Source organism: Allobranchiibius sp. CTAmp26 (assembly GCF_017565405.1).
Lineage (GTDB): Bacteria > Actinomycetota > Actinomycetes > Actinomycetales > Dermatophilaceae > Allobranchiibius.
Map to the genome: position 1 here is coordinate 55,162 of NZ_JAGEKR010000008.1, position 12,225 is coordinate 67,386.

At 67.2% G+C, this 12,225-nt stretch carries 15 protein-coding genes; 8 read left to right on the forward strand and 7 right to left on the reverse strand.

Features of this window, described 5'->3' with window-relative positions; all coding sequences use genetic code 11:
• Positions 1–36 precede the first annotated feature (36 nt).
• Positions 37–243, reverse strand: a complete 207-nt coding sequence (locus J4030_RS05865; RefSeq protein ID WP_208048281.1) for a hypothetical protein — start codon at positions 241–243, stop codon at positions 37–39.
• Between J4030_RS05865 and J4030_RS05870 the strand changes: the two genes are divergently transcribed.
• The 3 genes from J4030_RS05870 (at position 242) to J4030_RS05880 (ending at position 2,297) form a co-directional block, all read left to right on the forward strand.
• Positions 242–715: a hypothetical protein gene (locus tag J4030_RS05870; RefSeq protein WP_208048282.1), complete on the forward strand. Its 474-nt coding sequence runs from the start codon at positions 242–244 to the stop codon at positions 713–715. The genes J4030_RS05865 and J4030_RS05870 overlap by 2 nt on opposite strands.
• A gap of 199 nt (positions 716–914) precedes the next feature.
• Positions 915–1,781, forward strand: coding sequence for a GNAT family N-acetyltransferase (locus J4030_RS05875; RefSeq protein WP_208048283.1), 867 nt, complete (start codon positions 915–917; stop codon positions 1,779–1,781).
• Positions 1,782–1,817: 36 nt separating this feature from the next.
• Positions 1,818–2,297: a GNAT family N-acetyltransferase gene (locus J4030_RS05880; RefSeq protein ID WP_208048284.1), complete on the forward strand. Its 480-nt coding sequence runs from the start codon at positions 1,818–1,820 to the stop codon at positions 2,295–2,297.
• Positions 2,298–2,337: 40 nt separating this feature from the next.
• On the opposite strand, the gene J4030_RS05885 is transcribed toward J4030_RS05880, so the two are convergent.
• Entirely contained in the window at positions 2,338–2,904 is a 567-nt protein-coding gene (locus J4030_RS05885) for a GNAT family N-acetyltransferase (RefSeq protein ID WP_208048285.1), read from the reverse strand.
• Between the two features lie 32 nt (positions 2,905–2,936).
• Entirely contained in the window at positions 2,937–3,647 is a 711-nt protein-coding gene (locus tag J4030_RS05890) for a hypothetical protein (protein WP_208048286.1), read from the reverse strand.
• A gap of 92 nt (positions 3,648–3,739) precedes the next feature.
• Between J4030_RS05890 and J4030_RS05895 the strand changes: the two genes are divergently transcribed.
• Complete coding sequence (locus J4030_RS05895) at positions 3,740–4,492, forward strand: DinB family protein (RefSeq protein ID WP_208048287.1); 753 nt, start codon at positions 3,740–3,742, stop codon at positions 4,490–4,492.
• Between the two features lie 89 nt (positions 4,493–4,581).
• Positions 4,582–5,643: an alpha/beta fold hydrolase gene (locus J4030_RS05900; RefSeq protein WP_208048288.1), complete on the forward strand. Its 1,062-nt coding sequence runs from the start codon at positions 4,582–4,584 to the stop codon at positions 5,641–5,643.
• Between the two features lie 95 nt (positions 5,644–5,738).
• Here J4030_RS05900 and J4030_RS05905 read toward each other — a convergent pair whose 3' ends face one another.
• Positions 5,739–6,122, reverse strand: a complete 384-nt coding sequence (locus tag J4030_RS05905) for a hypothetical protein (protein ID WP_208048289.1) — start codon at positions 6,120–6,122, stop codon at positions 5,739–5,741.
• A gap of 327 nt (positions 6,123–6,449) precedes the next feature.
• On the opposite strand from J4030_RS05905, the gene J4030_RS05910 reads away from it, so the two are divergent.
• The 3 genes from J4030_RS05910 to J4030_RS05920 all read left to right on the forward strand — a co-directional run bounded on the left by J4030_RS05910 (position 6,450) and on the right by J4030_RS05920 (position 9,155).
• Positions 6,450–7,193 carry a potassium channel family protein gene (locus tag J4030_RS05910; protein ID WP_307864585.1) on the forward strand — a complete coding sequence of 248 codons (744 nt, stop codon included), beginning with the start codon at positions 6,450–6,452 and terminating at the stop codon, positions 7,191–7,193.
• 134 nt (positions 7,194–7,327) lie between these two features.
• Entirely contained in the window at positions 7,328–8,152 is an 825-nt protein-coding gene (locus J4030_RS05915; protein WP_208048290.1) for an LLM class flavin-dependent oxidoreductase, read from the forward strand.
• 619 nt (positions 8,153–8,771) lie between these two features.
• Entirely contained in the window at positions 8,772–9,155 is a 384-nt protein-coding gene (locus J4030_RS05920; RefSeq protein ID WP_208048291.1) for a hypothetical protein, read from the forward strand.
• An 82-nt stretch (positions 9,156–9,237) separates the two neighbouring features.
• Here the strand turns inward: J4030_RS05920 and J4030_RS05925 are convergent, their stop codons facing one another.
• The 3 genes from J4030_RS05925 to J4030_RS05935 all read right to left on the reverse strand — a co-directional run bounded on the left by J4030_RS05925 (position 9,238) and on the right by J4030_RS05935 (position 12,150).
• Complete coding sequence (locus J4030_RS05925) at positions 9,238–10,494, reverse strand: recombinase XerD (protein WP_307864586.1); 1,257 nt, start codon at positions 10,492–10,494, stop codon at positions 9,238–9,240.
• A 262-nt stretch (positions 10,495–10,756) separates the two neighbouring features.
• Complete coding sequence (locus J4030_RS05930; RefSeq protein ID WP_208048292.1) at positions 10,757–11,089, reverse strand: helix-turn-helix transcriptional regulator; 333 nt, start codon at positions 11,087–11,089, stop codon at positions 10,757–10,759.
• Positions 11,086–12,150 carry a site-specific integrase gene (locus tag J4030_RS05935; protein WP_243762945.1) on the reverse strand — a complete coding sequence of 355 codons (1,065 nt, stop codon included), beginning with the start codon at positions 12,148–12,150 and terminating at the stop codon, positions 11,086–11,088. Before J4030_RS05935 ends, J4030_RS05930 begins: the two co-directional genes overlap by 4 nt.
• Positions 12,151–12,225 lie beyond the last annotated feature (75 nt).

Here is a 12,225-nt window from a genome sequence, read left to right on the forward strand (position 1 = left end):
CCCAGGCGGCAGCGCGGCGGTCCGCATACGTCAATGTCACCGCACGCCCGCGAGTCGAAGGATGATCATGAAGATCCGCAGCACGGCGATCGTCGTTCTCGCCGCCGCGCCCCTGGTGCTTGCCGGGTGCGGCAGCTCCTCCTCATCCGGGGCGTCGACCACGACGAGCAGTACGTCGTCGTCCAGGTCCACGAGCCCGTCCGCGTCGTCCAGTTCGTCGTCCTCGAGCAAGGGCGACTCCATGGCCGGGATGTCGATGGCGCCCGGTCAAACGATGGGCGCAACGCCGCCGAAGAAGGCGCTGATGGTGTGCGGCGGGGACGTCCCGGCCAACATCAAGGACGCGCTGAAGCTGAGCGCGACCCCGAAGGGCACCACGAAGTGGTCGGACAACCTCTTCACCTGCACATACCCGCTGGCTGAGGGCAATCTCGTGCTCCGCGTCAAGCAGTCCACGAACGACGCCACGGCCCGCGCGTACTTCGACTCCCGCAAAGCGAGTGCCGCCAAGGTGTCGACCCTGAGCGGTCTGGCATCGCTCGGCCTTCCTGCGTACGAGACCGCTGGGGGCACCGCGTCCTTCGTGCGGGACAACCTCACCTTGGAGGTCGACGCGACCGCGATGAAGCCGGTGGTCGGAGTCGACAAGACCACCCGCAAGGACTTCGCGTACACCGTGGCGTCGTTCGTGCTGGCCTGCTGGCGCGAGCACTGACCTGGCGGTCGGCCGGTGGAGGTCGCGGCCGACCGCCCACCCCACGCGCCGGCATGTCGCAGCCCGACAGGGGGTAGGACGCCTCGCCAACTGCCCACTGCTGCGGCAAGATCCCGGCAAGTCTCCGAAGCCGCTGGCCCCGCCGCTGCGTTCCGAAAATGGGATGCGGCCGCATGCTTGTCTCGTGTCTGATCGGGGCATGACGATCACCTTGCAGACCCCGGACGTCGTCGATCTCGGCGACGCAGTGCGCGCGCTGGGGGAGTGGCAGTACGACGGGCCGACCGTGCCGCTGCATCCGGGCGATCTGGGGTGGCACTGGACATCCGGTGCGCAGGCCACCGCGGCGGCGATGCGCACCTGGGCCCGGGACGGACGACTCGTCGCCGTGGGCTTGCTCGACGGGCCAGAGGTGCTGCGGCTGACGATTGCACCGGACGCTCAGCACGACGAGGAGCTGGCACGGCGGATGGCAGCCGACATCACGCAGGTGGAGCGCGGGGTCCTGCCGGCGGGGAAGGTGGCCGTCGAGGCGCGTGATGCCGCAGTGCTCCGGGGGTTCCTCGCCGATGAGGGGTGGGTCGCGGGCGAAGCGTGGACTCCGCTCTCGCGAGACCTTCGGGATCCGGTGGGGGAGTCGGGGGTGCGCATCGAGCTCATCGGGCCCGGTCAGGCGTCCGAGCAGACCGTGGTGCATCGATCGGCGTTCGAAAGTCAGAGGTTCACCGACGAACGCTGGCACGCGATGGCGGAGGGGCCGGCATACGCCGACGCTCGATCACTGGTCGCGTATGACGACCACGGCCACGCGGTCGCCGAGGTGACGGTGTGGTCCGCGGGCCCGGGGAAGCCGGGACTGCTCGAACCCATGGGGGTGCATGCGCAGCACCGAGGCCGTGGCTACGGCCGGGCGATCTGCATCGCCGCCGCAGCCGCCCTACGGCAGATGGGGTCGTCGAGCGCAACCGTCTGCACCCGGAGCGCGAACACAGGCGGGATCGCCACGTACGAGGCGGCGGGGTACCGGCGGCTGGCGGACGTGGCCGACCTGAGCCGCCCTCAGTAGAGGGTGGTGAGGCGCATTTCTCATCCAGAGGCTCGGATGCTCGTGCGCGCAGCGACCCCTGACGACGTCGCGGGGATCCTCGCGTTCGGCGCGGAGGTCGTGCCAGAGCACTACCGGCCGATCCTCGGCGAGCAGGCCGCTTTCGCGCAGCTCGACTGGTGGTCGGTTCGGCGCACCACCGACGCCGTGCGCGCGGGACACGAGTGGGTCGCGGAGGATGGTGGCGCCATCGTCGGGGTCTGCGAGACCGGAGAGTTCGACGGGGCGTACGTCGTGTGGAAGCTCTACGTGCGGCCAGACTGGCGCGACCGGTCGGTGGGCCGCGGCCTCCTACAGGCAGCGATCGCGGCACGACCCTACGGCGTCCAGGACGTGGTGCTCGAACACTTCGCTGGGAACCGCGATGCGGCCCGTTTCTACGAGCGCGAGGGTTTCGTGCAGCTCCGCACTGACAGCGCTCCCTCGGGCGACCCGAACGCCGCGACCGTCTGGCGCTCCCTGCACGTCGAGGAGTGAGCGGAGCGGCGCCGGGTTGCTGGCATCTGACGTCTCACGGTCACAGTGACGCGGCGATCCGGTCGCCGCCGGACCCCGGATGGGTGGCGGTGAACAACTCGCACGTCATGTTGTAGTAGCGGTTGGTCGGCCCCTCGTGGGTCATCCCGATGCGTCGCGCCACAGCCTGGGACGCGGTGTTCGCCTCCAATGTCACCGCGACGACTCTGGCGAGGCCGGAGTCGAAGGCGTGCTGCAGGATGCGAGTGCCTCCCTCCGCGGCGTAACCGTGACCCCACGCGTCGGGGTGCAGATGCCAACCGATCTCGATGTCACCCGAGGGTGGCAGTGGATCCTCGTCGCTGGAGGCGGGGATCGGTTTCAGCATCAGGGTGCCGAGCAGGTCGCCGCTTTCGCGGTGTTCGATGGCCCAGATCCCGTACGTCGGGTGGTCGCCGGTGTTCCAGCGGGCGACCGCGGCCTCGGCCTCACTGCGGTTCGACATCACTTTCGGAGTCCGGCCGATGAAGCGCTGCACGTCCCAGCGGGAGTACATGTCGAGGACGAAGTCGACGTCCTCTGCTGACCAGGGGCGTATCAGGAGGCGGTCGCTCTCGAGAGTCTGCACACGAGAAGTGTCACACCATGGCACTCATCGACTCATGAAGATGACGGTCCTGGTGGTTCGAGACGCGTGTCGACACCGTGGATCTCGTTGGACAGCACCAAGCCTGCAGCGCGGTCCAAGGCATCGATGCGTACAACCACCGCGGTCTGCACGTCCAGCTGCACCCGGTAAGTCGTGGGGATGCCGTCCGCGCCCGTAATCGGGTGATCCGGTCCGTACTCCACCAACCGACTCGCCCGGCTGTCCAGCAACGGGCAGCATCCGCAGCGGGGGTCATACCCGCCGACCCAGTCCTCGCCCGCCCCGACCAGGGGCACACAGGTGGCCGACCACGTCTCACGCCCCAGACGGACGGCCGCGGCCACATCACGGATCTGCACGCCGTGGTCGAGCTCGTCCGGGTCGAGCATCGCGGTCCACCGGTAGTCCCGCCACATCGGGTCGCCCCGAACCAGGTGCCACGCCGGCGGTCGGCGTGCGACCAGCCCGTCGGCCCGAAACTCGGGCACGCCGAGTGGTCGGTCCGTCCCCGCCGACCCGCTGTACGGCACGCCGCCGGCGACCCCGACCACGCCCTTGGATCGGACGGTCACGCACTGGGACGGGCGGTCGAGCCATGCCTCAACCCCGCCGTCGTCGTCGGACGGGCTGGATCGGTGCGTGAAGTGGAGGGTCTGGAACCGCCACGGTGAGCTACGGGCAAGAGCCCGGAAGTCCTCCTCGCGCGGACCATCGTGACTCATGCGCTGAGTACATCACCGGACAACGTCGTCGCCGTACCTCTCATCGATCCGGCGCCTTGGTCGTCGCCTGAGATCTCGCGGATACTCGGCAGGTGGATTCCTCGCGCGACGACGTGTTGGAGCTGGCCGACCACGTCTGGGCGCGCTTCACGGTCCGGATGTCGGAGCTGGGCGACGAAGAGTGGGCATGGTGTCCCACGCCGGACGATCGGATCAGCATCCGGTGGCGAGTGCAGCACGTCACCGAGGTGTTGGGGGAGCAGCGGAACGGGGTCTGGCTCGGCCTGGAGGCGCCTGCGACTGCATCTCGCCCCAGCCCGACCGGCGCTGTGGCCGCGATGGCTGCGGCGAATGAGGCTTTCACCCGTTGGCGTGCCCTGGTGGTGCGCGACGAGGTCGTTCTGTCCGCGCCCGTCGGTGCGACGGCTGGCGATCATGGGGAGGCCACCCGGCGCTCGTACGTATTGCACGTGATCGACGAGCTGGCCCATCACTGCGCGGAGATTACGTTATTACGCAGTCTGTATGAGTGTCGCCAGCGCGCGCCGATCTTGCCGACCTTCGCGGCGGTCATCGGCCATGGTCCGGCATGGGATGACGATCTGGACCCTCGTCACCAGACGGGCTGGGAAGCCCACGCGAAGTACACGGACGGGTTGGTCGCGGACGGGACCATCGCCCTCGGTGGACCGCTGGAGGACGGCGGCGAGATCGTGCATCTCGTCACTGCGCCGGACGAGGCATCCTTACGGCGCAGACTCGGCGACGACCCGTGGCACCGCGGGGGCCTGCTTCGCATCGACCGGGTACAGCGCTGCCACCTGTGGCTCGACGGGCGCGCGTAGGCGCGAGTTGTCGCGGAAATCGTTGACCGACCACGCGCGCCGAAAGGAGGATGGGTCTCCGCGCCCCGAACTCACTCCGAAGGCTGACCATGATCGCGAATTCGTACTACGGCCACGATGCGCACGGCGACTACGACCTGATCAGCATCGGTGAGCTGAAGCTGGAGGAGGGCGGCGTCATCCCCGACTGTCAGCTGGCGGTCGCCACCTTCGGTGAGCTGAACGCTGCGAAGGACAACGCGATCTTCGTGTCCACCTGGTATTCGGGCACCCACCAGATCTGGCGCGATGCCTACATCGGGCCGGGCCACGCGTTGGATCCGTCGAAGTACTTCATCGTCGTGGTGGACCAGATCGGCAGCGGTCTGTCGACCTCCCCGCACAATGCCGACGGCCCGAACGCCGAGATCGCGATGTCGAAGTTCCCGAACGTGCGCATCGGCGACGATGTCGTCGCGCAGGAACGGCTGCTCCGCGAGCACTTCGGCATCGAGCAGCTCGCGCTCGTGGTCGGCGGTTCGATGGGCGCGCAGCAGACCTACGAGTGGGCGGTGCGCTTTCCCGACAAGGTTAAGCGTGCCGCGCCCATTGCCGGCACCGCGCAGAACACCCCGCACGACTTCCTCTACACGAAGGCGCTCATCGAGGCCATCACCTCCGACCCCGGCTGGGCTGGTGGCGAGTACGCGTCCAACGAGGACGTCGAGGCGGGTCTCAAGCGGCACGCGGGCATCTGGGCGATCATGGGCTTCTCCACGGAGTTCTGGAAGCAGGAGGTCTGGCGCGCGCTGGAATTCGACACCAAGGAAGCATTCATGGCCGGCTTCCTCGAGCCGTACTTCACCGTGATGGATCCGGGCGACCTGCTCTGCATGGCGTGGAAGTGGCAACGCGGCGACGTCGCCCGCCACACCGGCGGTGACCTCGCCGCAGCACTGGGACGCATCACGGCCACGACGTTCGTGATGCCGATCGACGAGGACATGTTCTTCCCCGTCCGAGACTGCGCCGCCGAGCAGAGTCTGATCCCGGGCAGCGAACTACGCGTCGTCGACGAAGTCCTCGGTCACCTCGGCCTGTTCGCGGTCGCCGAGACCTACATGCCGCAGATCGACCGGCACCTCAGCGAACTGCTCGCCAAACCTGCCTGACGCAGGGGGCGCGTACGTCGCTGCTTCTGCGACAGGCAGGTTTGGCGTGCGACGCCGAGCAGGAGTCCTGAGGTGTGCTCGACCGGGGATGACCGTCAGATGCCGCAGGCCGGGTTGTTGGCAACATCTTCCATCACGTAGAACGCCTGCTGGTGGTGACCGAGTTCAATGGCCACCTCGGAGATGCACTTGCCGACATCCGTGGTGACGATGTCCTTGGATCGGCCTCCGACGATCGGGAAGAGCGACCAGGTGCCGACGGAGTGCAGATGGGGCGCTCCGGGACGGAACGCAGCGACGTCCTCCGGCGTCTGCGCCGTGGGCTCGAAGCGGTATCCGCCGACGTAGAGATGCACGGGCCGACTCATCACGTCGAAGGTGCCGTAGGAGTGGCGATAGCGAATCGCCGACCCGGCAGCCAGGACGACGAGAACGATCACCAGCAGGCCCGCGACTCCCCGAATGTTCTGACCCCTCACCCGCCGAACCATAGTGATATCTGTAGGCGGTGACCCGGCACCACGCGCATCACAGGCCCGTTTCCGGCGCCTCCGCCACTCGCTCGACACGGCCCGGACCGGTCCGAGGGGCTGGTCCCGTAACTAGTCTGGTCCGCGTGCGCGCAGGCGTGATCCAGAGACCCACAGTGGGAGGGGTATGACGGGGTGCCGAGAGTGCCGACTGCCCGGTCTGCCGCCGGTGGCGTCGCTCGAGACCGATGCGGATGGGGCGCGGGTTGTGACAGACATGATGAGCCGAATGCTGGCCGGCCGGAAGCGGCTGCTGGAACAGGCGCGGTCGTCGCGGTGACGATCCTTACCGACGACGTCGCGCCACCTGAGGATCCGCGGGTCGCCCGCTGGCAGCGCGCGGCAGACACCCCGTTGATGTGTGCCGCCGTGCTCTTCCTCTCGGCGTACGCCGTTCCGATCATCTCGCCGCACGTCGATCGGGCTGTGCGCCACGCGTGTTGGGCGGTGCAATGGAGCTGCTGGGCACTCTTCGCGGTCGACTACGTCGCCCGGTTGGCGCTGAGTCACCAGCGTGGCCGGTGGTTCGTGCGGCACCTGCTGGACCTGGCGGTGATCGCCCTGCCGATGCTGCGGCCGCTGCGTCTCCTGCGGCTCGTGACCCTGCTGCACGTGTTCAACCGAGGGGCCACCTCCACATTGCGCGGTCGGGTGGTCGCGTACGTGGTCGGGGGAGCGGTGCTGTTGTCGTTCGTGGCTGCGCTGGCCGCGACCGATGCCGAGCGGGGACATCCCGGGGCGAACATCAACTCTTTCGGTGATGCGTGGTGGTGGGCGATCTCGACGATGACGACCGTCGGTTACGGCGACCGGTACCCGGTCACGACCGAGGGCCGGTTCGTCGCGATCGGTTTGATGATCAGCGGGATCGCGCTGCTCGGAACGGTCACCGCGACCTTGGCGTCGTGGCTGTCCGATCGAGTGCGCAGCGAGTCGGACGCCACGACCGAGATCCTCGCCGAGCTCCGCGAGTTGAGAGCCATCGTCGAGAAGCAGAACGGCGACGGCGAGCGGCCGTAGCACCTGGGCGACGTGGCACCTGAGCGGACATGCAGACCGGCTGGCAGGCGCCCGGACGATTCAGGGTTGCGCATCCGACAGGCGCTGGGAGGATGAGTCGCTCCGACGATGACCCGCACGAGGGGGACGCGACGATGACCGATGCACAGACTGACGTCACGGGGCCCATCCGGTTCGGCGTCGTCGCGCCGATCGCCGACCTGGGGACGTGGCGTGACCAGATACGCCGCGTCGCCGATCTCGGGTACTCGACCCTGTTGCTGCCCGACGTCCCGGGATGGCAGCCCGCACCCGGACCGACTCTCGCCGTCGCGGCGAGCCTGACCGACCTGCACGTGGGCACGTGGGTCTACGCCACGGCGCTGCGCCCGGCTTCGATGACGGTATGGGAGGCGCATTCGCTGACCGAGCTCACCGACGGGCGCTTCGAGCTCGGCCTGGGCACCGGGCGCCCGGGAATCGAGGATCTCGCCGCCGAACTGGGCCTACCGCCCACCACGCCCGGCCAACGCGTCGACCGCATGCGGGACACCGTGACAGCACTGCGGAAGCTCGACGGACCTGACCGGCACACCCCGGTCGTGATGGCGGTACGGGGTCCGAGGACGCGAGCGCTGGCCGTCGAACTCGCTGACACGGTGACGATCGCGTCGCTGCCCGGCGACACACGCGATGACGTGAAGGAGCTCGTCCGCGATCTTCGAGCGACCCGCGACATCCCCCTTGCCCTGCACGTGTCGGTCGTGGGGGACACCGTCGCGCCGTACATGGCCGGCCCCGGTGCCGACCCGGCCGCGATGCGCGCGGCCGACTCCCTGGCGATCCTGCCGGCCGACCCGTCGGCCGCCCTCGAGGAGTTGCATCGTCGGCGCGAGGAGATCGGCTTCTCCGTCGTCGTCATCGGTTCCAACTCGGTGGAGACACTGGCCCCTGTCGTGTCCCAGCTCGCCGGCAACTGACTGATCAGTCCGCGCTGCTCGTCGCCGGTACCGGGAGTGATCGAGGCGAGCCTTGCAGCGCACCGTCTCGATGGCAGGAGCGTTGCGGCACCGAAGTCAGGGTGGGTTCTGAGGTGCTTCGGGACGCAATGCACGTCGCCGCTGTCATCGACGGGTCAGCGGGTGGCTCCCGGGCCAGCATGGAGATAGACGAATCCGCTGGGTGTACGACATGACGCACAGCGGCGAATTCTGGGCGGACGCCACACAACCAGGCCGGCGTCGACAAGGTCGAGCAGCAAAGTTGCAGCCACCGCCGTCACCATCGTGCGGGCTCGTGGCCGGCCGCTGATCGTGTCCAGCGAAAGCAGCCACATCCGGTGCGTGTCGAGCATGATGACCTGTCTACAGGTCATCGCCGTAGCAGCGAGTCATTAGCTCGAAACGTGTGGCGAGACAGGGGTGGGCTACAGTCGTGGATCTTACTGGACACCCTGCGTATCAAGGTTGGTCGTATAGCTCACCGATCCGCGCCTGTCGCGGCAGCGGCGGGCGAGCGTAACCGACCCAGTCATGCCGCAATAGTGGACGGCTAGGGGTGGCGGTGAACTTGTCTTGCCGTTGCCCGATCATGAACCTCATGCAGGACCAGCAGCCGCCGCAGTCGGCCGAACGTGAGGCGAAGGTCATCACGCTGTGCGGCTCGAGCAAGTTTGAAGCTGAGTTCGCGGAGGTCAACCAGCGACTCACGATGGAGGGTTGCGTCGTGATCAGCCTCGGAATGTTCGGCCTGCCTGATCTGCCGGACTATGACTGGGCAGCCGATAGCTCGGACCTGAGGGGGCAGCTCGGCCGTGTGCACTTCCAAAAGATTCGCATGGCCGACGAGGTGTACATCGTGGATCCGGGCGGCTACGTGGGTCAGTCAACCCGACGCGAGATTGCTTACGCGCAGTCGCTCGGCAAGCCGGTTCGGTATCTGAGTCGCGAGCGGGTGGAGCGAACGGAAAGTGACGTCCAATAATGAGTCCGTCCGGGCGTGCCGGGTAGGCGGCGGTTCGCGTAGGGCGCTGCGGGTAGCCGTGTCGTTGAGCGCCGGCTACCGGCTACGGGCTACTGATGCGCCGACCTGCGTAGCGGGCCCATGGTTCGGCGGCTTTGGTGGCGTGGAGGAATGCCACCTGGGGGCTGTATCCGAGAGCTTCGGCGACGAGCGAGGGTGGGCATTGCAGAACAAGTTCACCGATGGCGCGGTTGCGGGCGCCAAGGAGGTTGACACCGAGGCTGCGCAAACGATCCATGGCCGTGCCCGGGTGTAGGTGCCTTCCGGCGAGCGTGCTCGGGAACAGCCAGGGGTTGTTGCTGCCGGCGCCGGTACGGAGGTTCGGCCGGGAGGCCAGGTGTTGCCAGATCGTAGAAGCGAACGGTTCGGGGACGTCTGTGGGGTGTGTGCCGAGGGCGATGGTCATGCCGTTCTCGCTGTTGCTGATGATGCTCGTCGGGAGCGCAACGACTCGGACAAGGGGCTGGGCGTAGAGCAGCAGCAGCATGCCGGCGACGCGGTAGGGCAGTGATTCGCTGGTGCCGGTGAGGAGTTCGTGGATCCAGGCGAGTCGCTGGTCCTGACTCAGCGACGGGCTTGTTGTGGCCGATCGGTGCTGGACTGTGACGGTGGTGTTGAGGCGTGTTTTGGTGGCCACCACGAAGAATGTCCTGATCGCGCTACGTGTTGTTGGCCCGCTGGCGATCCACTCGTCGACGTCTTGTTGGGTGCAGGTGGCGGCGGTGCGCTGGTAGGTCTCGTGCAGCCAGAGCAGGAACTTCACCGTTTCGGTGATCTCTTGTTTGGCGGAGTGGACCGGTCCGCGGGTTGAGGCACCGGCGGCTGCTTTCGCGCGGATCCGTCGCAGGTGATGCCAGGTGGCGAAATGCCGCACCGGTTGGCCGACGTCGTCGGGTAGGCCTGCGAGCTTTGCGTCGATCCATTGCTCGAATCGAGGCAGGTACTGGTCACGTTGGGGGAGTAGACCATGGTGTTGCAAGATCGCGCGTAGGTGCTCGGTGGGCTTGCCGGGCACTGTGTCGAGCCCCTCGTGGGTCACCGGGATGGTGCCGTCGCCGAGGGTGCGTAGTAGTTCTTGAACCTTCGCAGAGCGTTTCCAGACGATGATCGATTCGGGTCGGTCGTCGACGCAGAGGGCATCGACAAGTCCGGCTAGTGCGGGCTGGTTCGGTTCGCCGCCCAGGAGGTCGTGCAGGCCATCTCGTAGTGCGCACCGGGCGCAGAGGCGACCTCGGTGGTGCGCGGCCTCGACGTTGCATCGCTGGCAGTGGAAGTCGTAGGGGATCTCGGCGCAGGCCACGCAGGTCGGGTGGCCGTCGGCGTTAGGTGGTCCGGGCAGGAGCCGGTCTTGGAGGCAGGCGGGGCAGGTGCCATGAGTGTGTACGGCGTTGAAGTAGCAGGTGAAGCAGAGCCGGCCTTCGGGCCAGGTGGCTGCCAGGCGTGGGATGTTGCGTCCGCAGCGTGCGCACGGGTCGTGACGGTCACTGGTGGCGCGTGGCCGGCCGCGGACGGTGCGGCGAGGACAGAGGCCGACAGGTTTCGGATCCATCAATGCCACAGTTCTATTCGTCCAGGATGTTCGCGCGGCGCGGTCGTACGGTCCGGTCCAGTTGGACGACATTCGGCGCGTCCGCGGTTCCGGTCTTGCGGGCACGTGCATCGGCCGCTGTCGTGGTGAGTAGGTCGGCGGGTGTGCATTCGAAGATGTCGCACAGCGCGGCGATGACCTGCAGGGAGACGCGTTCGGGGCGTTGGTTGACCAGGCGGTAGACCTGGGGTCGGGACAAGGTGATGTCACGCTCGGCGAGCAAGGGGATGAGGTCGGTGGTGTTGTGCAGGCCGCGTGCTGCCATGAGCTCAGCCAGTCGCCACGTGTAGTCGACTGTGCGTTTCATGATGTTCCGTCCTGGGTGGTGCGGGCCATGGCTTCCTTCACCGTACGGTCGAGCGCGGCCCGCAGGGTAGAGCGTCGGAACTGGTCGGACACGAATTGGTAGATGCCGGTGGTCGAGGCGTATTCGTGTCCCATCTGGTCCTGTACGAATCGTGGGTCCCAGCCGGCTTCGAGTAGATGCGTGGCGTAGGAGCGTCGGAAGGAGTGCAGGTCCAGACCGTCGGGCATGCCGAGTTCTTCGCAGTATCGGCGTACCCGGCGGATCAGCGTCGACTCGACGACCAGCCCGCCGCGTTCACTGGGGAACAGGTCGAGCGTGTCGGGTTCGCCCCGGCCATTGGCGAGCCAGTCTTCGAGGATGGCTGGTGTCCATCGCCAGACCGTTAGGACGCTGCGGGGTTTGTGGGGTGAGCCGCGTCGTGCCTTGCCGTAGCGCACCTTGCAGACGCCGAAGGCGCCGAACTCCCGGGCGTGCGGGTTGCGGGCGAAGTCGACCGTTTGCAGATGGCGCAGCTCGTTGAACCGCAGCCCGTATGCGTAGGCGACTTTCATCATCACGGCGTCGCGGTAGGCGGCCTGCCATCCCTTGCGGCCTGACCGGCCGATGCGTTCGACCTCGTCATCCGCGTGGTCCAAGAGCGCGGCGATCTCCTGCCGCGTGTACGGGCGCTTGGTCGGTCGCGCGTCGTACTCCTGGGCGTGACCGGCGGTGTTCCACTCGAAGAACACCTGTGCCGGGTGCGTCCCGAAGTACTGCTCACAGACGCGATCCCAGCCATAGTCGGGGTTGCTGATGTAGCTGGTGAATGCTCGAAGAGAGCCGTGGTAACTGCGCAGCGTGGAGTGAGCAACGTGCTTGACCGTCCGCAGATCAGCGGAGAATTCTTCGACCATCGCCGGGGTCCAGTTCCACGGATCCTCATTCACATGGTCCATGAATCGCTGCACGAGGCGGACCCGTTGGTCGATCGTGGCGAACTGCAGGTTCCGGGACAGCTGCTGGTTGCGCCAGCCATCAAGCATCATCGCGAGCACCTGCTCATCGGGGCGCAGGACCGGCATCGATGCCACGATGTGGACTCGTCCGGAGTCGTCTATCCGCATTGAAACTCCCGCACATCCGGTTGCATCCAGTGA